We start from the raw sequence: 21391 nt of genomic DNA, 5'->3' as shown, positions 1-21391 counted from the left end.
GGACGCCTCGTGGAGGCGTGACGGCTGACCGCGGGCCGACCCGCGGCAGGGGTGCCCCGGCAGGGAGTCCCAGCCGTGCGCCCGGCGCTCCTAGCCTGGGCGGACCCGAGGAGAGGACGACGACATGGACCCGGACCCGGACCTGGACCTGGACCTGGACCTGGACGACCTGATCGCCGCGTTCGACGCGCGGCGGACGATCGAGGGCGGCTCCCCGCTGCACGCGGTCCTGCACACGGCGAGCCAGGAGGCGCTGCGCATCACCGGCGAGCTGAACAGCGGCTACCATCCGCCGGAGCGCGTGCGGGAGCTGCTGGCGGAGCTGACCGGCCGGACGATCGACGAGTCGGTGACCCTGTTCCCGCCGCTGCGCGCCGACTTCGGCCGCAACCTCCGGATCGGCGCCCAGGTCTTCATCAACTCCGGCTGCGCCTTCCAGGACCAGGGCGGCATCACGATCGGCGACGACTGCCTCATCGGGCACGACGTCGTCTTCGCGACCCTGAACCACGACCTGGATCCGTCGCGACGCGGCGACCTGCACCCCGCTCCGATCGTCGTCGGCTCCAACGTCTGGATCGGCGCGAAAGCCGTCCTGCTCGCCGGCGTCACGGTCGGCGACGACGCGGTGATCGCCGCCGCCGCGGTCGTCACGAAGGACGTCCCGGCGGGAGCGGTCGTCGTCGGCGCCCCGGCCCGCGTCGTCCGGAACGTGCGGGAGGCCGGCGCGGACGCGACGGCCTGAGGGCCCGCCCGCGGCCGGTTCCGCGCGTCACTCCGACGGGACGGCGCAGGTCTCCTCGGCGGCGGTCTGCCCGGGAGCGTCGAGCGGCTCCGGAGCGGGCTCCGCGGCGGCGGGGTCGGGTGTCGCAGGAGCGGAGGTGCCCGCCTCGACCGGCGGCGCGGGCTGCTCCTCCGCGGGCGCCGACGCGAGCACGACCGGCTCATCGTTCAGAACCTTCGCCATCAGCTCGCCGCCGAGCACCGTGTCCGGCACGACCTTGCCCGGCCGGTCCGGGTCGTCCAGCGCCGGGTACTGCACGAACACCATCTGCGCGAGATCGACGTCCTTGAGCGCCAGCGCGAGCGAGATCATCGTCGACGGGTTCGCCAGCGTGGTGGAGAGGTGCACGTTCGAGGACACCGCCTGCGCGAGTCCGTAGAGCGCGGGCACGTTCGACAGCGTGTCCGCCGAGCGGACCGTGCGCATCAGCGAGGCCAGGTACTGCTGCTGCGAGGAGATCCGGCTGAGGTCGCTCTCGTCGCCGACGCCGTGCCGGGTGCGGAGGAACGCGAGCGCGGTCGCTCCCGAGACGGTGCTCGTGCCGGCGGGGAGGTCGAGCCCGGAGTCGGTGTCGCGGATCGGCCCGGTGAGGCAGATCGGCACTCCCCCGACGGCGTTGCTCATCTCGATGACGCCGTTGAAGGAGACCCAGCCCGCGTACGGCACGGTCAGGCCGGTGAACTGCTGCACCGTGTCGTTGACGCAGGAGAGCCCGCCGGCCTCGAACGCGGAGTTCAGCGGGACGTCGGCGGTCGCCTCCGTGACCTCGCCGGTCTCCGGATCGGTGCAGGCCGGGCGGTCCAGGACGAGGTCGCGCGGGAAGCTGATCACCGTGGCGCTGCGATGGTCGGCGGAGACGTGCAGCAGGATCGTGACGTCGTTGAGCGTGCCGTCGCGGACCCCGAAGGCGTCGCCCTGCACCGCGTCGTTGTCGGTGCCCACGATGAGGACGTTGAAGCCGCCCTCGATCGCACCCAGCTGTGCGGCGCGCGGCTCCGCGGAGGGCGCGATCCCGAGGTCGACCGCGTTGCCCGCGACGTTGCTCGTGATGCTCGCGGTCGCGATCCCGACCAGGCAGGCGCCGCTCACGGCGAGGACCGCGACGGCGGCCGCAGCGCCGCGGAGCAGAGTCCGCGGTCCCGAGCGCGGCCTGAGCCGTCCGTGCCGTGCGCCACCCGTCGTCGCCATCGGTCCCCGCCACCCCCGCAGCTCGTGCCGCCGTCCGCGCGGCGCCCGGGCCAGTGTACGGAAGCGCCTCGACCGGGAGCGGACGGCGTCGCGCCGGGTAGCCTTCCCCGGTGACGACTCCGACCGCAGCGCTCGATCTCGGCTACGCACGCCTGGCGGTCGGCGCCCGGGGCCTCGTGCACGCAGCACTCGCCGCAGTCCTGGTGCCGTTCGTGCTCCTGGGCACCGCGTCCGCGATCGACCCGGGCATCGACAGCTGGAAGGACCTGCGCGTGCTGTCGCCCGCGGTGCAGTGGGCCGTGCTCGGCGCGTGGCTGCCCGTCCTGATCACGCCCGTCGTCGGGTTCGCGGTGGTCCAGCGGCTCGCGAGACCGCTGCGCTGGTGGTGGGTGACGCCCGCGATCGGTGTCCTCGCGACGCTCGTCCTGCACTTCCTGCCGTACCTCTTCTTCACGGCTCCGCCGCCCGCGATCGGCGGGTAGCGGCACCGCCTGTGCCACCGTCTGTGCCACCGCCTGTGCCACCGCCTGTGCCACCGTCGCCCGGTACGCTCGTCAGCGGATCCGAGAGGGAGGCGACCGGTGCTGGAGACGATCCTGGAGGCTCTCTCCCTCATCACGCTCCCGCTGGGGCTGCTGTTCCTGTTCGCGGCGTTCGTGGGGCTGCTGATCGACGGGCGGTGGTCGACGACGACCGCCTACCTCGAGGACGGTCCGCCGCGCGCGCTGCACTGGGTCACCCGTGCGGGCGAGGTGCGCTCGCGGCCGCTCGCCGTCGACGACCCGCTGACGCCGGTCGGCTCGGACCAGCGTGAGGTCTACTACCGCGAGGAGGACCCGGAGCGCATCCGGCTGCACCGGCGCGCGGATCCGGTGCGGGCGCTGCGGCTGACGGGCCTGATCCTGGTCGGCACCGGCGCGGTCTGCGGGATCCTGTCGACGGTGCTCGCGATCCTCGGGAGCTGAGGCCGCGGCGGTGTGCCCGGCTCACGTGCGCCGGGCTCACGTGCGCCCGGGCTTGGGTGCGCCGGACTCGGGTGCGCCGGGCTCAGGCCTCCGGACGCCGCTCGTCGTCGATCGCGCGGCGGTGAGCCTCGTCCTCGCGATCGAGGGCGGCGGCGCTCGCCGGAGTGATGACTCCGGCCCGCCGCAGCGCGCTCGTCACCGCCGCCCGGACGACGAAGTAGACCGCGACGAGGACGAGCGCGAACCAGAAGAGGTTGATCACGAGACCGGTGAGCAGGGCTCCGAAGCTGGGTTCCATGCCCTCCACGCTAACCACCGAGTCCGTCCGGAGCCGAGTGCGCCCACCCCCGAAATCGCGGCGATCCGCCGATCGACCCGTCACGAACGGCTCCCTCGGCACGTCGGCGAGAGCCGTCCGCGACGGATCGACCGCCCGCTGGGAGCGCTGCGGAGCCTCAGCGCCAGTGCGCGAGCGTCGCCTCCATCAGCAGGCGGGCCCGGGAGAGCTGCCCGCGGACCACGGTCGCGCTGACGCCGAGCTCGGCGCCGATGTCGTCGTAGCTGCGCTGCTGCAGCTGGCGGAGCTCCCAGCAGCGGCGCTGCAGCTCCGGCATCCGGCCGAGCACGGCGCGCGCCTCGGCGACGAGCGCCGCGCGCTCCGACACCGCGGTCGGGCAGTGGTCGAGCGACTCGGGCAGGTCCTGCTCCAGCTCGGCGTGGTTCTGGTGGTCGCTCGAGCGCAGCCGGTCGTAGCAGCGCCGGCGCACCGTGGTCAGCAGCCAGCCGACGATCGTCTCCCCGTCGATCACGCTGTCCATGTGCGTCCAGGCGGCGAGGAACGTCTCCTGCACCGCGTCGTCCGCCTCGCTCGAGGCGCGGAGGATGCGCAGCGCCGTCGCGCGCAGCAGAGAGGTGTGCCGGCGGACGATCTCGGCGAACGCGCCGTCGTCGCCCGAGGCCGAGCGGATGACGAGCATCCGGTCGGAGTCGGGCGGGAGCAGCGGCAGCGCGGGCGCGAGGACGGCGCGCGAGCGGCGGGCGGCAGCGGTGCCGGCGGTGGGGGCGGTGCCGGTGGCGGTGGCGGTGGCGGTGGCGGTGGCGAGCATGCGGGCTCCGGTCCGAGGTTGATGTGTACGCATGATTCGGAGCAGACCTGGGAGCGGATGGCGAGAAGGGCCGCTCTGGCGCGACACGACGGCCGGAACGTCGCCGCGCCAACGATTCTGAGCACCTGCGCAGCCGCTGCCGGTGTGGCGTCCGTTGTTGCCGGTCGAGCAGCCCGGAGGGGCGTATCTCCTTGGCAGAGGCGCTCGCACACATGCTGGTCGAGTAGCCCCGGAGGGGCGTATCGAGACCCACCGTCGCCAGCAGGGCAGCCTGCAGACCCGCCTTCCGACGCTGGTGGATGTCGATACACCCGCTCCGCGGTCCACTCGATCAGCAATGGAGGCGCCCACTCGCGCCGGGTGCGGCACGCCCGGGATCGCCTACCGCGACTTCCGCGGCGAGGTGGTGCCCTGGTGACGGCGGTGCGGTGCCGGTCCTGCGGTACCGGTCCTGCGGTAACGGTCCTCCGGTAGCGGTCCTGCGGTGCCGGTCCACCGGTAGCGCTCCTCCGGAGCCGGTCCTCCGGTGACGGTGGTCTTCCGTACGCTCGGGGGGTGCCCTCTCCTCGACCCTTCCAGCAGCGACTCCTCCGGCAGCTCGTCGGCACGCTGAGCGGCCAGCGCCCCGCCGCGCCGGTGAGCCGGCGCTCGCAGCGCGCCGTCCTCGCCGAGCAGACCGTGCGCGGCGTGCTCGAGCTGGCGGTGCGGCTCGGCGAGACCCTGCTCTCGCTGGGGTCCGCGGCGGCGGAGGTCACCGAGACCATCGAGCGGGTCTGCCGCGCCTACGGCATCGAGGTGCAGGTCGACCTCACCTTCACCTCGATCCTGGTCGTGCACGACGGGAGCGAGGACTCTCCCAGCGTGAGCGTGCTGCGTGTCGTCGCCTCCCGCAGCGCCGACTACGAGCGGCTCGCCCGCGTGACGACGCTGGTCACCGCGATCACCGACGGCTCCCCCGAGGTCCGGGTCGCCGACACCGTCGACTCGTCGACCGCGCGCGACGAGGCCCGGCAGCAGTTCGAGGACGCGCACGAGCGGCTCGACGCGATCCTCGTCCAGCCGCACCGCTACCGGCGGAGCGTCGTGACGCTCACCCTCGCGGTGATGGCCGCGGGCGTCGCGATCCTGCTCGGCGGCGGGCCGCTCATCGTCCTCCTCGCCGCGCTCACGACCGCCGCGATCGACGGCGTCAACCAGCTGCTCGGCCGCTGGGGGCTGCCCGCCTTCTTCCAGCAGATCGCCGGAGCCGCGCTCGCGACCGGAGTCGCGGTGCTGCTGCTCGCGGTCGTGCCGCAGCTGCCGGTCGAGTTCGCCGTGCTGCCGCCGGCACTGGTGGTCGCCTCCGGAGTCGTCGTGCTGCTCGCCGGGCTCTCCTTCGTCGGAGCGGCGGACGACGCCATCAACGGCTTCCCGATCACGGCCGGCGGCCGGCTGCTCGAGGTCGGGCTGCTGACGCTCGGCATCGTCGTCGGGATCGCCGCCGTGCTCGACGGCGCGCGCACCCTCGGCGTCGAGCTGGTGCTGGTCGACTCCTATGCCCGCCCCTGGCCGGCTAGCGTGCAGGTCCTCGGTGCCGGCATCGCAGCCGGGGCCTGGGCGCTCTCGTCGCACACTCCCCCGCGGCCGGCACTCGTCGCCGCTCTCACCGGCGCGGGAGCATGGGTCGCCTCCGACGCGCTGAGCGGGCTGGGCGCCGCGCCGCTGCTCGCCAGCGCCGTGCCCGCGATCGTGATCGGCCTGCTCGGCGAGACCCTGGCCGAGCGCTGGCGCGTGCCCGCCGTGGTGACCACCGCCTGCGGCATCGTGCCGCTGCTCCCCGGCCTCACCCTCTACCGCGGCGTGCTCGACCTCACCTCCGGCCGTGGCCCCGAGGGCGGGATCGAGCTGCTGCTCCAGGCGGGCATGATCGCGATCGGGCTCGCGGGCGGCGTCACCCTCGGCCGCATCGCGTACCGGCGGCTGCGCACTCCGGTCGTCCGCGCGGTGGCGCCGGTCCGGGCGCGCCGCTCCCCGCATCCGGAGTCGGCGCCGACCGCCGAGGAGCCGCTCGCGCGGACGGGCACGATGCCGATCATCAGCACGATCGGGGTGAACGAGCCGACGGAGGACGACCTCGCCGGAGGGGCCGCGGCGGCGAAGGACTGAGGCGCGTTGGCAGTGGGCGGCGTCACTCGCTGTCGATGCGGCCGATCTCGCGCCCGTCCTCGCGGAACGCCGCCCGCGCCGCCGACCAGCTGCTCTCGTCGACGCCGAGCGCCGTGCGGAGGTAGGCCGTGGTCAGCTGCTGGATTGTGGAGAGTCTCGCCGGATCCGCGTCCGTCGTCTCGGCGACCTCCTCGCCGACGATGCCGCCGAGCGAGTGCTCGCCGCCGTGCAGGGTGAGCAGGTCGGTCGCGCCCGGGCTCTGCCTGTAGGCGTCGGTGAACCAGTCCGTCCCGCGCCGGGAGAGCCGCGACTGATCGCGGTCGCCCGCGACGACGAGGGTCGGCGTGCTCAGCTGCGCGAAGGAGGGGCGGAGGAAGGGGAAGGCCGCCTGCGCGAACGGCTCGAGGTCGTCGCCGGCGACGCCTGTCGCGGCGAGGAGGACGCCGGCGCTCACCCGGCGGTCGGAGCGGTCCGGGCTGAGCGAGCCGTCCTCTCCGACGATGCGGGCGCCGAGCAGCGTCTGCGCCGTCTGCGCGCCCCAGGAGTGCCCGGCGACGGCGATGCGGCTAGAGTCGACCCGGCCGGCGAGACCGGGCACGGCCGCCTCGAGGACGTCGAGCCGGTCGAGCACGCGGGTGAGATCGGCGATCCGCTCCTCCCAGATCGTCGGGAAGACGGGATGGTCGAAGCCGAAGCCGTGACGCCTCGAGTCCAGATGCGTCGGCTGGATCACGACGAAGCCGCGCGAGGCCCAGTAGGCGGTGAGCGGCGCGTAGCCGTCGTGGTTCCAGCCGTTGCCGTGCGAGAAGAGCACGACGGGGAGGTCCGTGCCGGTCGCCGGGGCGGAGATCCGCACGGTGAGCGGAACGGGGCGGCTTGGAGCGTCGAGCTCGACGGGGGCGACCGAGACGACGGGGACTGCTTCGGGGAGTACTTCTGGGAGAGAAGTGGGGACGGTGCTGGTCATGCTGGTGCCTTCCGGTTCGCGCTCTGCGATACTGCTTGTCGGAGCGACGTTCCGCAACGATACGGAGCGTTGTTCCGTTAAGCAAGCGGAGCGTTCGGAGGAGGAGCAGCAGTGACGGATGATGGCGGCACCGGCCCGGCGGTCCCCCGCGTCGGCCGGCCTCGGCGCGACTCGCAGGCGCTGCTCGACGCGGCCGCCGCGGTCTTCGTCGAGTCCGGCGTCGACGCCCCGGTTCGCGAGATCGCGACGCGCGCCGGTGTGGGCACGGGCACGATCTACCGGCACTTCCCCACCCGGGCCGACCTCGTGGTCGCCGTCTACCGGCACCAGGTCGAGGCCTGCGCCGAGGCCGGGCCGCGACTCCTCGCCGAGAGCGACTCCCCCGAGGCGGCGCTCCGGGAGTGGCTGGCGCTGTTCGTCGACTTCCTGGTCACCAAGCACGGGCTGCCGGATGCGCTGCAGGGCGACGGCGCCGGCTCCGACGCCCTGCACGCCTTCTTCGTCGATCGGCTGGTGCCGGTCTGCGCGACGCTGCTCGAGGCGGCGATCGCGCCGGACGCCCCACCCGTCGAGGCGTACGGCCTGCTGCGCGGCATCGGCAACCTCTGCATCGGCGGCGCGGGCGACCCGCGCTACGACACGGACGCCCTCGTGCAGCTGCTCGTCACCGGTGTCCTGGCGCGCGGCGGGTCCTGAGGCGCGCGGTCCGAGGCGCCGCACCCTCAGTCGCCGAAGCGGGTCTCCTTGTGCGGGGCGCCGGTGCGGTCGTAGGTGGTCCAGACTCCGACCTGGCGCCCGCGATCGAACGACCCGCTGCGCAGGCGGGTGCCGTCCAGGCGGAACCACTCCCAGTAGCCGTGCAGCTCGCCGTCGAGCGTGGCGCCGCGAGCGCGGAGGCTGCCGTCGCGGTGCAGGACGTCCTGCGGTTCCGGGTCGGTCATCGGTCTCCTCCGCGGTCGTGCTGTCGCATGCCGCATCGTCGCACGCCGGATCGCCGCACGCCGAGCCGGCCGGCTGCGCTTGGATGGACGGATGACCGCGCTCATCGTCGCCGCCCACCCCGATCGGGACTCGCTCACCCTCGCTCTGGCCCGACGGCTCGCGGAGGAGCTGCCGCCGGCCGAGCTCGCGGATCTCGCCGCGGAGGGCTTCGACCCGCGCTTCAGTGCGGCCGACCGGCACAGCTACCGCGTCGCGGGCGAGTACCCGGCCGACGTCGCGAGCGAGCAGCGCAGGCTCGACGCCGCCGAGCACCTCGTGCTGGTCTTCCCCGTCTACTGGTGGTCGATGCCGGCGCTGCTGAAGGGCTGGATCGACCGTGTCTTCGTCAACGGCTGGGCCTTCGAGATCGACCCGGCCGACGGAATGCGCCGGAAGCTCGGCGGGCTCACCGTCCACCTCGTGCCGATCGCCGGCGACAGCGCCGGGGTGTACGAGCGGCACGGCTACGAGCAGTCCCTGCGCACCCAGATCGAGCACGGCGTCGTCGACTACTGCGGCGCCGGGCGCGGCACGACGGCCTTCGTCCACGACTCCGAGCACGAGGACGCCGCCGCCCGCGCGGCGAGCGTCGACCGCGCGGTCGCGGCCGTCGTCGCCGCGGTCCGCGGGCGTGCCCCCGCGCCGGCCGAGTAGCCGCATCGGCCGCCCTCCTTCTCGCCCTCGCCGCCCTTCGTGCCGGTCGAGCAGCCGCCTCCGGCGCCGTTCATGCTGGCCGAGCAGCCGCCTCCTGCGGCATTCATGCTGGTCGAGTAGCCCCGGAGGGGCGTATCGAGACCCGCCCAGCTCAGCACGGTGGATCTCGATACGCCCGTTCCGCGGGCTGCTCGATCAGCGTGGGGTCGCCGTCCGCAGCCGCGATGCGGGTCGTGGGCTTCATGCCGGTCGAGTAGCCGCCACCGGCGCCTCCTCTTGCTGGTCGAGGAGCCGCCACCGGCGGCTCCTCATGCTGGTCGAGTAGCCGCCTCCGGCGGCGTATCGAGACCCACCATCACCGACAGGTTCGGGAGCGAGCCTCCTCCACACTCGCGTTCCATCGACGTTGTCCCCGATCAGCCCCTGGTTCCGACCATGCTGTCGGTGCCCCCTGCTTCAATACGCGTATGTCAGAGGATGAGAACGCGGCAGCACTCGCGGAGGTGCGCGACTGCTTCACCGACGCCGCGTCCGCTGAGCGCGCCGCGTCCCCGACGCGCCTGAGAGCCGCGGAACGCATCCACCGCGGCTACCGCGTCGCCCTCACCGTCCCGGAGGCGTTCGCCCGCGGCGCCTCTCGGAGCGAGACCCGTGACCTCGTCGAGCGCTCGATCCGTGCCGAGCTCGCGGTGACGCTCGGCGTGTCCGAGCGGGAGGTCTGCCGCCGGCTCGAGACCGCGCAGATGCTGATGGAGCACCTGCCGCTCACTCGCGCCCTGCTCAGGGACGCGCGGATCCTCTGGGAGGCGGGCGAGGCGATCTGCAGGACGGCGAGCAGTCTCCCTGAGGCCTCCCGCGCTGCACTCGACGAGCGCGCGGCCGACGCCGCGCTCACGCTGACGACGACCCAGCTGCGCCGCGCCCTGAGTCGCTGGCGGGAAGAGCTGCACGAGCAGCCCCTGAGCGAGCGCCACGCCCGCGCCACGCTGGACCGCGCGGTCTGGATCACACCGGACGTCGACGGGATGGCCACCCTCTGCGTCCACGCTCCCGCGCCGGCGGTGACGGGCGCGTACGACCGGCTGCGCCGCATCGCCCGCACCCTCCGCGACGACGGCGACCCCCGCACGCTCCAGCAGCTCAGCGCCGACGCGGCCGTCGATCTCCTCTGCGACGGCGACATCGCAGGAACGACGCCCGACCCCGAGCACCAGCCGGACCCGACCTTCGCCCCCGGAGTCCGCGCCGAAGTCCGGCTGACCCTCGCCGCCTCCACCGCCGTCGGCCTGGACGACGCACCCGCGGACCTCGACGGCTACGGACCCGTCCCCGCACCGATCGCCCGCGAGCTGGTCCGCACCGCCGCCTCCTTCACCCGCGTCCTCACCGACTCCGATACCGGCGCCGTCGTCTCCGTCGGCCGCACCCACCGTGTCCCGCCGCCGCAGATGCGCCTGCACCTGCAGCTGCGGGACCAGACCTGCCGCTTCGCCGGCTGCACCCGCCCCGCCAGCACCAGCGAGGCCGACCACACCCTCGAATGGCGCAACGGCGGAGAGACCTCCCTCGAGAACCTCGTCTCGCTCTGCACCTCGCATCACCATCTGCGGCACGGCGACCAGTGGACGTACATCGGGAGCGGCGACGGGACGATCGTCTGGACGAGCCCGACCGGTCGGCGGATCAGCAACCGCCCGCCCCCGCTCCCCGGCCGACCTCCTGACCCGCCCCCACGGCCGCACTTCGTCGACGTTCCCGCCCCGTTCTGACGACAGTGGATCTCGATACGCCCGCTCAGCGGGCTACTCGATCAGCAGGCAACGCGCGCGATACAGGCGTGCGCTCCCGGCCCGCACATGCTGGTCGAGCAGACCCGGGGGGCGTATCGAGACCCGCCCAAGCCCGCACGGTGGATCTACTCGGAAGAGACGCCCGCAAAAAGGCTGGTCGAGTAGCCCCGCATTGGCGTATCGAGACCCACCCACCCCAAGGACGTCGGTCTCTTACCCGCCCTCCGCTGGCGCCGGAGGCGCCCCCTCCGCTCGATCCGCCCGCGTGGCGGGCTACTCGATCAGCATGCAGGGGCTGCCCGATCGGCACGCGTCCGGGGCGGGGGCGGCGCCGTGATCGGATCGCGACAGCCCTCGATCCGATCGGGACACCCGCCGTCGGCCTCCGCCGCGAGGCTGGATCCATGACCGACACCACCACAGTCCCCCTCCTCACGGACGACCGGCTCGCCGGCCGCACCGCCCTCGTCACCGGCTCCTCCAGCGGGCTCGGCGAGGCCATCGCCCACCGGCTCGCCTCGTCCGGCGCGCACGTCCTCGTGCACGGCCGCGACCGCGCGCGCACCGAGGCGGTCGCGCAGGCGATCACCGCGGCCGGCGGCACCGCCTCCGTGCTCGTCGCCGACCTCGGCGGCACGCCCGATGCCACCCGAGCCGTCGCCGCCGAGGCGCTGCGCCTGCTCGGCGGCCGGATCGACGTGCTCGTCAACAACGCCGGCGTCTTCCCCGTCGGCCCGACCGCCGAGCTGAGCGACGCCGACGTCGACGCACTGCTCGTCACCAACATCCGGGTCCCGCACCAGCTCGTCGGAGCGATCGCGCCGACGATGGCCGAGCGCGGCTCCGGCGTGATCATCAACATCACCTCGTGGATGGCGCGCGTCGGCACCCTCGGCACCGCCCTCTACCCGGCGACCAAGGCCGCGCTCGACCACCTGACCCGCGCCTGGGCGGCCGAGTACGGCGCGGACGGCGTGCGCGTCGTCGCGGTCGCCCCCGGCGCGACGCTCACCCCCGGCAACGCGCACGCCTCGGCGATCCTCGACGCGATGACCGCCCCGACCCCCGCCGGCCGCCCCGGCCGCCCGGACGAGATCGCCCAGGCCGTCCGCTGGCTCGCGACCGACGAGGCGTCCTACGTGCACGGCACGACCCTGCTGGTCGACGGCGGCATCGTCGGCGCGCGGCGCTGACCGCGGACCCGGGAGCGCAGGTCAGTCGACCTGCACCAGCCGGCCGGGGTGCAGCGCGGCGTCGGCGGCGGGGGTCGTCTCGTAGGCGCGGCGGTAGTCGCGGCCGAAGTGCGATGCGCTCGCGTAGCCGACGGCCGCCGCCGCGCCCGCGGCCGTCTCGCCGCGCACGAGCAGGAGGCGCCGCGCCTCGCCCAGCCGCAGCCGACGCAGGTAGCCGAGCGGCGACATCCCGGTCAGCTCGCGGAACCGCCGGGTGAGCGTCGGCACGCTCGTGCTCGCCTCCGCGGCCAGCGCGTCGAGCGTCCAGCCGTGGGCGAGCGCGCCGGTCATCGCGTCGACCGCCCGGGTCACCGCGGCCGAGCGGACGGCGGACGACGCCGACAGCAGGCGCGGCGCCTGGTCGCTCTGCAGCAGCCGGAGCACCAGCTCGCGGGACACCGCCGGCCCGAGCACCGGGATCTCCTCCGGCGCGTCCAGGAGCCGGAACAGGCGGTGCAGCGCGTCGGCGAGCTCCGGGGTGATCGTGCCGATCCGCTCAGGGATCGCGGCGGCTGGCCGGTGCGCGACGAGCCCGGCGACCTCGGCGACGAGCACCGGATCGAGGTGCCAGTTGGCCGAGACGAAGTCGCCCTGCTCGCCGGTCTCGACGACGGCCGCGATCACCGGCAGGTCGACCGGCGTGATCAGGAAGCGGCCGGCGCCCCACTGCTCGTCCGAGTCGCCGACGATCGAGCGCTTCCGGCCGGAGAGCACGAGGCTCAGCGTCGGCGGGAAGCGCGTGTAGACCAGCGAGGTCGGCGCCGTGACCCGGTGCAGCCGCAGGTCCAGCGCGGCGGCGCGCTCCGGATGCTCCAGGTGCCGGCGGGCGAGATCGGCGGCGGCAACGAGGTGCTGCCGGGTGCTCCCTGGCGCGGCGGTCACGGGCGCGGCAGCGCCGCGAGGGCGAGCTCGCCGATCTCGGCGACGCGCTCGGCGCTCCCGCCGTCGCGGGCCTGCGTCGACATCCCGGTCAGCACCGCGACGACGAAGGCGGCCGTCCGCGCCGCGTCGGTGCCGGCCGGCACATCCCCCTCGGCGATCCCCCGCTCGATGCGGGCGGCGATGACGTCCTCCATCGAACGGCGGCGCTCGGCGAGGCGCGGCTCGCTCAGCACGAAGCAGCCGGAGGGCGTGCCCGGGTCGGAGTAGCCCGCGGCGCTCGAGCGGACGACGGCGGCCAGCGCGTCCCAGGCCGTCGGGGCGTCGAGGAGCCGGGCGAGGGCGGCGTCGGCGGTGTCGGAGTAGCAGCTCGCCGCGGCACGGAAGAGCTCGTCCTTGTCGCCGAAGGCCGCGTACAGGCTCGGCGCCGAGATGCCGATCTCGCGGGTGAGCACGGCGACCGTCGTCTCGTCGTAGCCGTCGCTCCAGAAGCGGCGCATCGCCGTGTCGAGCGCCTCGTCGCGGTCGAAGCCCCTCGGTCGTCCTGCCATGCTCCGATTCTATAACAGTCGCTACGGAACGTGCTAGCGTGCGTCGCACCAGTTCTTTATCGACCATTACAGAAAGGCACTCCCATGCAGATCCAGGACTCTGTCGTGCTCGTGACCGGCGCCAACCGCGGCATCGGCGCCGAGTTCGTCCGGCAGCTGACGGCGCGCGGCGCCCGCACCGTCTACGCCGCGGCGCGCGACGCCTCGACGATCGCCGCCGCGCCGGGCGTCGTGCCGATCGCGCTCGACGTGACCGATCGGGACCGCATCGCCGAGCTCGCGGCGACCCTCGGCGACGTGTCGATCGTCGTCAACAACGCCGGCATCGCCCCCACTGTCGACTTCGTCACCGGTGACCTCGACGAGATCCGCCGCACGGTCGAGACCAACGCCTTCGCGCCGCTGATGCTCGCGCGCGCCTTCGCCGGGAGCCTCGGCCGCGCGGGCGGCGGCGCCGTGCTGAACGTGCTCTCCGTGTCGGCCTTCGTCTCGTTCCCGGGCTCGGAGTCGTACTCGATGTCCAAGGCCGCGGCCTGGAGCGTCACCGACGGCCTGCGCCTGGCCCTCGCTCCGCAGGGCACCCAGGTGCTCGGCCTGCACATGGGCCTCGTCGACACCGACATGGCCTCGTGGTCGGACGCTCCGAAGTCGAGCCCCGAGGCGATCGTGACGGCCGCCCTCGACGGCCTCGAGCGCGGCGCCGCCGAGGTCCTCGCCGACGACACCGCCCGCGCGGTGAAGCCCGGCCTCGCCCTCGACCCGGCCGAGCGCGACGCGGACGCGCTCGCCACCACCCGCTGACGCCTCATGCTGGTCGAGTAGCCGCGGGACGCGGCGTATCGAGACCCGCCGTCCCAGCAGGACAGGTCTGCAGACTCGTCCTGCTGACGCCGGTGGATCTCGATACGCCCGCTGCGCGGGCTGCTCGATCAGCATGGAACGGCCGACACGAAGAGGACGCTCCCTCCCAGGATTCGGAAGGGCGTGGCCGCCGCTTGCCATCATGCTGGTCGAGTAGCCCCGCAGGGGCGTATCGAGACCCGCCGTCACCAGCACGTCAGGTCTGCACACTCGCCCTGCCGACGCCGGGTGGAGGCGGATCCGCGATCTCCGACGCGGTGCGGCCACTGCTCCGCCTTCGCGGGAATAGAGTGGCCTCTGAGACGCAGAAGCGGAACTCCTTCCCGCACCGTCGAACCCAGGAAGGCCCCTCCATGACGCTCCCCCGCGCCGCCGCCGCACTGCTCACCTCCGCGGCCCTCCTCGCGGTCCTGGCCGGCTGCTCCGCCTCGGCACCCGCCGAGACCGCGACGGCCGAGGCCTCGAGCACGCCGACCGCGACCAGCGCGCTCTCCGGCTCGATCACCGTCTACGCCGCCGCGTCGCTGAAGGGCACCTTCACCGAGATCGCGACCGCCTTCGAGGCCGAGCACCCGGGCACCACCGTCGAGCTGACCTTCGCCGGCTCGTCCGACCTGGTGACCCAGATCACGAACGGCGCGCCGGCCGACGTCTTCGCCTCGGCCGACGAGAAGAACATGGCGAAGCTCACCGACGCTGATCTCCTCGCCGGCGACCCCGTCGACTTCGCGACCAACACCCTCGAGATCGCCGTCCCGCCGGCCAACCCCGCAGGGATCGCCTCGTTCGCCGACCTCGCCCGCGAGGGCGTGAAGACGGTCGTCTGCGCGGCCCAGGTCCCGTGCGGCGCGGCGACGGTCACCGTGGAGACCGCGACCGGCGTCGACCTCCGGCCGGTCAGCGAGGAGTCGTCGGTCACCGACGTCCTCGGCAAGGTCACCTCGGGCGAGGCCGACGCCGGCCTGGTCTACGTCACCGACGTCGCCGCCGCCGGCGACGCGGTGACCGGGATCGAGTTCCCCGAGTCGTCGCAGGCCGTGAACACCTACCCGATCGCCCCGGTCGCCGGCTCTGCGAACCCGGACCTCGCCGCCGCCTTCACCGCATACGTGGCCGGCGACGAGGGCCGCACGGTCCTCGCCGCGGCGGGCTTCGGCGCCCCCTGAGCACCCTCCCCCTCCGCCGAATCGGCTCTACGATGGCTCCCATGCCGCAGATCCGGATCAAGAACGCCGCCGACTACCTCGGCGTCAGCGACGACACCGTCCGCCGATGGATCGAGAACGGCACCCTCGCGAGCAGCAAGGACGCCTCCGGCCGCAGCGTCGTCGAGGGCCTCGACCTCGCCCGCCTCGCCCGGCAGAACGCGATCCTCCCCGTCGACCCGAGCGAGGTGGGCCGCTCGGCGCGCAACCGCTTCGTCGGCATCGTCACCGAGGTGGTCTCCGACACCGTGATGGCGCAGGTCGAGCTGCAGTGCGGCCCGCACCGCGTCGTCTCGCTGATGTCCGCCGAGGCCGTCCGCGAGCTCGGCCTCGAGCCGGGCTCGCCCGCGATCGCGATCGTCAAGGCGACGATGGTCGTGGTGGAGACGCCGAACGGGAAGGCGTGACGCGCTCGCCCGTGACCCGCTCGCCCGTGACCCGCCGGCCGGTGACGCTCTCCGCCGGAGTCCCCCGCTGGGTCGTCGCCGTCGCGGTCGTCGGCGGTGCCTTCGTGCTGCTGCCGCTGGTCGGCATCCTCACCCGCGTCGACTGGGCCGGGTTCGTCCCGCTGATCACCTCGGACTCCTCGATCGCGGCGCTCCTGCTGAGCCTGCGCACCGCCGCCGCCGCCACCGCACTCTGCCTCGTGATCGGCGTGCCGATGGCGCTGACCCTCGCGCGCACCTCCTTCCCCGGCCAGGGCCTGGTGCGCGCCCTCGTGCTGCTCCCGCTCGTGCTCCCCCCGGTGGTCGGCGGCATCGCCCTGCTCTACACCTTCGGGCGGCTCGGCCTGCTCGGCGGCGCCCTCGAGGCGCTCGGGATCCGGATCGCGTTCTCCACCACCGCGGTGATCCTCGCGCAGACCTTCGTCGCGCTGCCGTTCCTGGTGCTCAGCCTCGAGGGGGCGCTCCGCTCGGCCGGCGACCGCTACGAGAGCGTCGCCGCGACCCTCGGCGCCCGGCCCTCGACCGTGCTGCGCCGGGTCACCCTGCCCCTGATCCTGCCCGGGCTGCTCTCCGGCGCGATCCTCTCCTTCGCCCGCGCGCTCGGCGAGTTCGGCGCGACGCTGACCTTCGCCGGCAGCCTGCAGGGCGTCACCCGCACGCTGCCGCTCGAGATCTACCTGCAGCGCGAGACCGACCCGGACGCCGCGGTCGCCCTCTCGCTGGTGCTGGTCGTCGTCGCGGTCCTCGTGATCGGGCTCGCGCATCGCCGGCCGCGCGCCGCCCGAGTGGAGGCTCGCCCGTGACGCTCGAGATCGACGCGCGGCTGCACGCCCGCGGCGTCGACGTCGCGCTGCGGGTCGAGACCGGGACGACCACGGCCGTCCTCGGCCCGAACGGCGCCGGCAAGTCCACGCTCGTCGGGCTGCTCGCCGGCCTCCTCCGCGCCGACGACGGACGCGCGATCCTGGCCGGAGCGACCCTGTTCGACTCCGCCCGCCGCCTGCACCTGCCGCCGCACCGCCGCAGCGTCGCCCTGCTGGCCCAGGACCCGCTGCTGTTCCCGCACCTCAGCGTGCTCGACAACGTCGCCTTCGGCCCGCGCAGCACCGGCGCCGGCCGCTCCGCCGCGGCCGAGACCGCGCGCACCTGGCTCGAGGCCGTCGACGCCGTCGACCTCGCCGACCGCCGGCCGGCGCAGCTCTCGGGCGGGCAGGCGCAGCGGGTGGCCGTCGCCCGGGCGCTCGCTCCGAGCCCGGAGCTGCTGCTGCTCGACGAGCCGATGGCGGCGCTGGACGTCGCGGTCGCCCCGCTGCTGCGGCGGATGCTGCGCCGCGTCCTGCCCGGGCGGACCACGATCCTGATCACCCACGACGTGCTCGACGCCTACACGCTGGCCGACCGCGTCGTGGTGCTGCACGGCGGTCGGGTGATCGAGGACGGCCCCACCCACGAGGTGCTGGAGCGTCCGCAGAGCCCGTTCACCGCCGAGCTGGCGGCGCTCAATCTGCTGACGGGCACGGCGACCGGCACCGGGCTGCGGACCGACGACGGCGTGGAGCTGCGCGCGGCGGGCTCCGTCGCCGCGGGCGTGCGGGCCGCGGCCGCGTTCCGGCCCGCCTCCGTGACGGTCGCGCCGGCCCTGCCGGGGGCGCCGGGCGCGAGCCGGGTCCGCGCCCGCATCCGCGACCTCGAGCGGCGCGGCGACCTCGTGCGGGTGCGCGCCGCCGGCATCGCGGCCGACCTCTCCCCCGCACAGCTCGCCGCCCTCGGCGCGGGGATCGACGACGAGGTCGACTTCGTGATCGATCCGGAGGCGGTCGCGCTCTACCCGGCGCGCGGCGTCGCGGGAGGAGGGTAGCCCTCCGCGGCCCGCACGAGAAGGGCCCCCTCCTGCGCCCTCTCTCGCGGGTAGCTTTCAGCCATGGCGCAGCGCAGCGAGACCAGGTCCGTGCCGTCGACCGCGATCGACGTCACCGTGAACGGCGAGTCGAGAGCGGTCGAGGTCGACAACCGCACCACCCTCCTCGATCTGCTCCGGGAGCGGCTCGACCTCACCGGCTCGAAGAAGGGCTGCGATCACGGCCAGTGCGGCGCCTGCACCGTGCTGCTCGACGGACGCCGGACCAACAGCTGCCTCGTGCTGGCGGTGTCGGTCGACGGCCGCGAGGTGACCACGATCGAGGGCCTGGCCGACGGCGACGACCTGCATCCGGTGCAGCGGGCGTTCCTCGAGCGCGATGCCTACCAGTGCGGCTACTGCACCCCGGGGCAGATCTGCTCGGTGGTCGGGATGCTCGCCGAGGCGCGCGCGGGCATGCCCAGCCACGTCACCGCCGAGCTGAGCTCCGACGACGCCATGCTCGACGACGAGGTTCCCGGCGATGTCGTCCTCGACGACGAGGAGGTGCGCGAGCGGATGAGCGGCAACCTCTGCCGCTGCGGCGCCTACGCCAACATCGTGCCCGCCGTCCACGACGCGGCGGAGCACCCGAGCGAGACGGAGACCGCGCGATGAGGACCTTCGAGTACCAGCGGTCCGCGGACGTCGCCGACGCCGTGCGCCTGCTCGCCGCGTCCCCCGAGGCGAAGCCGCTCGCCGGCGGCACCAACCTCGTCGACCTGATGAAGCTCGGCGTCGAGCGCCCCGCCGCGCTGGTCGACGTCAGCCGCGTCGATTTCGGCGGCGTCGAGGAGACGGCCGAGGGCGGACTCCTGATCGGCGCGGGAGTCGCCAACAGCGACCTCGCCGCGCACCCGCTCGTCCGCCGCCGCTACCCGGCCCTCAGCCGCGCCCTGCTCGCCGGCGCCTCCGGCCAGCTGCGGAACCAGGCCTCCACCGGCGGGAACCTGCTGCAGCGCACGCGCTGCACCTCCTTCACCGACGTCTCGAAGCCGTGCAACAAGCGGGAGCCCGGCACCGGCTGCTCCGCGCTGAAGGGCGTCTCCCGCGAGCTCGCGATCCTCGGCATCGCCACCGGCGCCGACCCCGGGCACGTCTGCATCGCCACCCACCCCGGCGACATGGCCGTCGCACTCACCGCGCTCGACGCCGTGATCCGCTTCGAGACCGGCGACGGGCCGGCGAGCCTGCCGATCACCGACTTCTTCCGGCTCCCCGGCGAGCACCCCGAGCGGGACACGAACCTCCCGGCGGGTGCGCTGATCACCGCCGTCGAGCTGCCGCCGCTGCCGTTCGCCGCGACCTCCACCTACCGCAAGGCCCGCGACCGCCGCTCCTACGCCTTCGCACTCGGCTCGGTCGCTGCGGCCCTGGACGTGACCGACGGGACCGTGACCGACGTCCGCCTCGCCCTCGGCGCGGTCGCGCATGCGCCGTGGCGGGCGCGGGTCGCGGAGGACCTGCTCCGCGGCGGCCCCGCGACCGTCGAGGCGTTCACGCGTGCGGCGGAGGCGGAGCTCGCCGCCGCGACGCCGACCGAGCAGAACGCCTTCAAGGTCCCGCTGCTCACCAGGCTGATCGTCGGCGTCCTCGCCGAGCTCGCCGGATTCGACGAGGAGGTGGCGGCATGACCGCGCTGGGCACACCACTGGCCCGGCTGGAGGGCCGCGACAAGGTCACCGGCGCGGCCCGCTACGCCTTCGAGCACTCGCCGGAGGGTCTGCTGCACGCCTGGCCGGTGCAGTCGGCCGTCGCGACGGGCATGGTGCGGCGGATCGACGTCGACGCCGTGCTCGCGCTGCCCGGCGTGCACTCGGTGATCACCCCCGACTCCGCGCTTCCCCTCGAGGACGCGGACGACGGCGAGCTGCAGGTGCTGCAGTCGCACGCGGTCGCCTACCGCGGCCAGGTGATCGCGCTCGTCCTCGCCGAGACGCTCGAGACCGCCCGCGAGGCCGCCGCCGCCCTGCGCGTCGAGTACGTCGACTCCGGGACCGACGTCGTGCTCACCGAGGACCAGCCGAAGCTCTACGCGCCGGAGCAGGTCAACGCCGGCTTCCCGACCGACAGCTCCGACGGCGACGTCGACGCGGCGATCGCGGCAGCGGCTTTCTCGATCGACGCGCGCTACTCCACGCCGGCGCTGTTCAACTCGCCGATGGAGCCGCACGCCTCGGTCGTCACCTGGTCCGACGGCCGCCTCGACGTCCTCGACTCCTCGCAGGGCACGAGCTCGGTGCAGTCGACCCTGGCGACGCTGTTCTCACTCGATCCCTCCGTGATCCGGGTGCGCAGCGAGCACGTCGGTGGCGGCTTCGGCTCGAAGGGCTCGCCGCGACCGAACGTCGTGCTCGCGACGATGGCGGCCCTCCTCACCGGCCGGCCGATCAAGATCGCCTACACCCGGCAGATGATGTTCGCGCTGGCCGGCTACCGCACGCCGACGATCTCGCACGTCCGGCTCGCGGCCGATGCGGAGGGACGGCTCACCGCGATCGCGCACGAGGCCTTCTCGCACACCTCCACGATCCAGGAGTTCGCCGAGCAGACCGGTGAGGCCACCCGCCACCTCTACGCGGCGCCGAACCGACTGGTCACCCACCGGGTCGCGGCGCTCGACGTGCCGACGCCGCGCTGGATGCGCGCCCCCGGCGAGTGCCCCGGCATGTACGCGCTCGAGTCGGCGATGGACGAGCTCGCGGTCGCCGCGGGGATCGACCCCATCGAGCTGCGGGTGCGCAACGAGCCGGACGTCGATCCCGATTCGGGCTCGCCGTTCTCCAGCCGGCACTACCTCGAGTGCTTCCGCCGGGGAGCGGAGCTGTTCGGCTGGGAGGACCGCGATCCGCGGGCCGGCAGGGACCGCCGCGGCCGCTGGCTGGTCGGCACCGGGGTCGCGGGCGCCACCTACCCCGTGCTCACCTCGCCGAGCGGGGCGCGGGCCACCGCGCTGCCCGGCGGCCGCTTCGTGATCGCGGTCAACGCGACCGACATCGGCCAGGGCGCCCGCACGGTGCTCACCCAGGTCGCGGCCGACGCGCTGGGCGTGCCGGTCGACCGGATCGAGATCGTCATCGCCGACAGCGCGCTGCCGCAGGGCCCGGTCGCCGGCGGCTCCTCGGGCACCGGATCGTGGGGCTGGGCCGTCACGAAGGCCTGCCACCGCCTGCTCGCCCTGCTGGCCGACGGGCAGCCGCTGCCCCCGGAGGGCCTCGACGTCGTCGTCGACACCACGGAGGACGTCGCCGGAATGGGCGACTTCGCCCGCTACGCCTACGGCGCCCACTTCGTCGAGGCGCGGGTGGACCTCGACTCGGGCGAGATCCAGGTGCCGCGGATGCTCGGCGTCTTCGCCGCGGGCCGGATCCTCAACCCGCGCACCGCGCGCTCGCAGTTCCTCGGCGGCATGACCATGGGCCTCTCGATGGCGCTGCACGAGCACGGCGCACTCGACCCGGTGCTCGGCGACTACGCCAACCACGACTTCGCGACGTACCACGTGGCGGCGAACGCCGACGTGCTCGACCTGCGGGCGGAGTGGCTGGACGAGGAGGACCCGCACCTCACCCCGATGGGCGGCAAGGGCATCGGCGAGATCGGCAACGTGGGCACCGCCGCGGCCGTCGCCAACGCCGTCTTCCACGCCACCGGCGTCCGCGTCCGCGACCTCCCCGTGCAGCCCGACTCGCTGCTCGCCGCCCTCCCGCCCCGCTTCTGACCGTGAGCTCTCCCTCTCG

Annotated in this window: 23 protein-coding genes; 16 read left to right on the top strand and 7 right to left on the bottom strand. The window is 74.1% G+C overall.

What is annotated here, in order from left to right:
* Positions 1–124: 124 nt before the first annotated feature.
* A complete protein-coding gene (locus EDF45_RS16230; protein ID WP_221181141.1) occupies positions 125–745 on the top strand; it encodes a DapH/DapD/GlmU-related protein in 621 nt (206 codons plus the stop codon).
* A 27-nt stretch (positions 746–772) separates the two neighbouring features.
* Here the strand turns inward: EDF45_RS16230 and EDF45_RS16225 are convergent, their stop codons facing one another.
* Positions 773–1873 carry an LCP family protein gene (locus EDF45_RS16225; protein WP_260312253.1) on the bottom strand — a complete coding sequence of 367 codons (1101 nt, stop codon included), beginning with the start codon at positions 1871–1873 and terminating at the stop codon, positions 773–775.
* Between the two features lie 209 nt (positions 1874–2082).
* Between EDF45_RS16225 and EDF45_RS16220 the strand changes: the two genes are divergently transcribed.
* The gene (locus EDF45_RS16220) at positions 2083–2454 is read left to right on the top strand and encodes a hypothetical protein (RefSeq protein WP_123737122.1); all 372 of its coding nucleotides are present in this window, start codon (positions 2083–2085) and stop codon (positions 2452–2454) included.
* A gap of 99 nt (positions 2455–2553) precedes the next feature.
* The gene (locus EDF45_RS16215; protein ID WP_123737123.1) at positions 2554–2937 is read left to right on the top strand and encodes a hypothetical protein; all 384 of its coding nucleotides are present in this window, start codon (positions 2554–2556) and stop codon (positions 2935–2937) included.
* 82 nt (positions 2938–3019) lie between these two features.
* On the opposite strand, the gene EDF45_RS16210 is transcribed toward EDF45_RS16215, so the two are convergent.
* Both EDF45_RS16210 and EDF45_RS16205 read right to left on the bottom strand, forming a co-directional pair.
* Positions 3020–3235 (bottom strand): hypothetical protein, encoded by a 216-nt coding sequence (locus tag EDF45_RS16210; RefSeq protein ID WP_123445935.1) that lies wholly within the window; start codon positions 3233–3235, stop codon positions 3020–3022.
* A gap of 157 nt (positions 3236–3392) precedes the next feature.
* Positions 3393–4043, bottom strand: a complete 651-nt coding sequence (locus EDF45_RS16205; RefSeq protein WP_185020223.1) for an RNA polymerase sigma factor — start codon at positions 4041–4043, stop codon at positions 3393–3395.
* A 555-nt stretch (positions 4044–4598) separates the two neighbouring features.
* Between EDF45_RS16205 and EDF45_RS16200 the strand changes: the two genes are divergently transcribed.
* A complete protein-coding gene (locus EDF45_RS16200) occupies positions 4599–6188 on the top strand; it encodes a threonine/serine exporter ThrE family protein (RefSeq protein ID WP_123737125.1) in 1590 nt (529 codons plus the stop codon).
* Between the two features lie 22 nt (positions 6189–6210).
* Here EDF45_RS16200 and EDF45_RS16195 read toward each other — a convergent pair whose 3' ends face one another.
* On the bottom strand, positions 6211–7155 hold the full coding sequence (locus tag EDF45_RS16195; RefSeq protein ID WP_123737126.1) for a chlorophyllase/cutinase-like alpha/beta fold protein: 945 nt from the start codon (positions 7153–7155) through the stop codon (positions 6211–6213).
* A 111-nt stretch (positions 7156–7266) separates the two neighbouring features.
* Between EDF45_RS16195 and EDF45_RS16190 the strand changes: the two genes are divergently transcribed.
* Positions 7267–7851, top strand: coding sequence for a TetR/AcrR family transcriptional regulator (locus EDF45_RS16190; RefSeq protein ID WP_123737127.1), 585 nt, complete (start codon positions 7267–7269; stop codon positions 7849–7851).
* 26 nt (positions 7852–7877) lie between these two features.
* Here EDF45_RS16190 and EDF45_RS16185 read toward each other — a convergent pair whose 3' ends face one another.
* On the bottom strand, positions 7878–8096 hold the full coding sequence (locus tag EDF45_RS16185; protein ID WP_123737128.1) for a toxin-antitoxin system YwqK family antitoxin: 219 nt from the start codon (positions 8094–8096) through the stop codon (positions 7878–7880).
* A gap of 91 nt (positions 8097–8187) precedes the next feature.
* Between EDF45_RS16185 and EDF45_RS16180 the strand changes: the two genes are divergently transcribed.
* The 3 genes from EDF45_RS16180 to EDF45_RS16170 all read left to right on the top strand — a co-directional run bounded on the left by EDF45_RS16180 (position 8188) and on the right by EDF45_RS16170 (position 11773).
* Positions 8188–8790 (top strand): NAD(P)H-dependent oxidoreductase, encoded by a 603-nt coding sequence (locus EDF45_RS16180; protein WP_123737129.1) that lies wholly within the window; start codon positions 8188–8190, stop codon positions 8788–8790.
* 467 nt (positions 8791–9257) lie between these two features.
* Positions 9258–10559 (top strand): HNH endonuclease signature motif containing protein, encoded by a 1302-nt coding sequence (locus tag EDF45_RS16175; protein ID WP_123737130.1) that lies wholly within the window; start codon positions 9258–9260, stop codon positions 10557–10559.
* Between the two features lie 425 nt (positions 10560–10984).
* Positions 10985–11773 carry an SDR family NAD(P)-dependent oxidoreductase gene (locus EDF45_RS16170; RefSeq protein WP_123737131.1) on the top strand — a complete coding sequence of 263 codons (789 nt, stop codon included), beginning with the start codon at positions 10985–10987 and terminating at the stop codon, positions 11771–11773.
* Between the two features lie 21 nt (positions 11774–11794).
* Here EDF45_RS16170 and EDF45_RS16165 read toward each other — a convergent pair whose 3' ends face one another.
* On the bottom strand, positions 11795–12694 hold the full coding sequence (locus EDF45_RS16165; RefSeq protein WP_123737132.1) for an AraC family transcriptional regulator: 900 nt from the start codon (positions 12692–12694) through the stop codon (positions 11795–11797).
* Positions 12691–13242 carry a TetR/AcrR family transcriptional regulator gene (locus EDF45_RS16160; protein WP_123737133.1) on the bottom strand — a complete coding sequence of 184 codons (552 nt, stop codon included), beginning with the start codon at positions 13240–13242 and terminating at the stop codon, positions 12691–12693. Before EDF45_RS16160 ends, EDF45_RS16165 begins: the two co-directional genes overlap by 4 nt.
* An 84-nt stretch (positions 13243–13326) precedes the next feature.
* Between EDF45_RS16160 and EDF45_RS16155 the strand changes: the two genes are divergently transcribed.
* The 8 genes from EDF45_RS16155 to EDF45_RS16120 all read left to right on the top strand — a co-directional run bounded on the left by EDF45_RS16155 (position 13327) and on the right by EDF45_RS16120 (position 21372).
* Entirely contained in the window at positions 13327–14043 is a 717-nt protein-coding gene (locus tag EDF45_RS16155; protein ID WP_123737134.1) for an SDR family oxidoreductase, read from the top strand.
* A gap of 413 nt (positions 14044–14456) precedes the next feature.
* Entirely contained in the window at positions 14457–15269 is an 813-nt protein-coding gene (gene modA / locus EDF45_RS16150; RefSeq protein ID WP_123737135.1) for a molybdate ABC transporter substrate-binding protein, read from the top strand.
* A gap of 41 nt (positions 15270–15310) precedes the next feature.
* Positions 15311–15715, top strand: coding sequence for a molybdopterin-binding protein (locus EDF45_RS16145; RefSeq protein WP_123737136.1), 405 nt, complete (start codon positions 15311–15313; stop codon positions 15713–15715).
* Positions 15716–15726: 11 nt separating this feature from the next.
* Entirely contained in the window at positions 15727–16557 is an 831-nt protein-coding gene (locus EDF45_RS16140; protein ID WP_260312372.1) for an ABC transporter permease, read from the top strand.
* The gene (locus EDF45_RS16135) at positions 16554–17612 is read left to right on the top strand and encodes a sulfate/molybdate ABC transporter ATP-binding protein (RefSeq protein WP_123737137.1); all 1059 of its coding nucleotides are present in this window, start codon (positions 16554–16556) and stop codon (positions 17610–17612) included. The genes EDF45_RS16140 and EDF45_RS16135 overlap by 4 nt, the downstream gene beginning before the upstream one ends.
* Before the next feature lie 63 nt (positions 17613–17675).
* Positions 17676–18269: a 2Fe-2S iron-sulfur cluster-binding protein gene (locus EDF45_RS16130; protein ID WP_123737138.1), complete on the top strand. Its 594-nt coding sequence runs from the start codon at positions 17676–17678 to the stop codon at positions 18267–18269.
* Positions 18266–19285 (top strand): xanthine dehydrogenase family protein subunit M, encoded by a 1020-nt coding sequence (locus EDF45_RS16125; RefSeq protein ID WP_123737139.1) that lies wholly within the window; start codon positions 18266–18268, stop codon positions 19283–19285. Before EDF45_RS16130 ends, EDF45_RS16125 begins: the two co-directional genes overlap by 4 nt.
* On the top strand, positions 19282–21372 hold the full coding sequence (locus EDF45_RS16120) for a xanthine dehydrogenase family protein molybdopterin-binding subunit (RefSeq protein ID WP_123737140.1): 2091 nt from the start codon (positions 19282–19284) through the stop codon (positions 21370–21372). Before EDF45_RS16125 ends, EDF45_RS16120 begins: the two co-directional genes overlap by 4 nt.
* The last annotated feature ends 19 nt before the right edge of the window (positions 21373–21391 follow it).

Origin of the sequence: Rathayibacter sp. PhB186 (assembly GCF_003751825.1) — a bacterium.
GTDB lineage: Bacteria > Actinomycetota > Actinomycetes > Actinomycetales > Microbacteriaceae > Rathayibacter > Rathayibacter festucae.
This window is presented reverse-complemented; position numbering and strand designations above follow the sequence as displayed.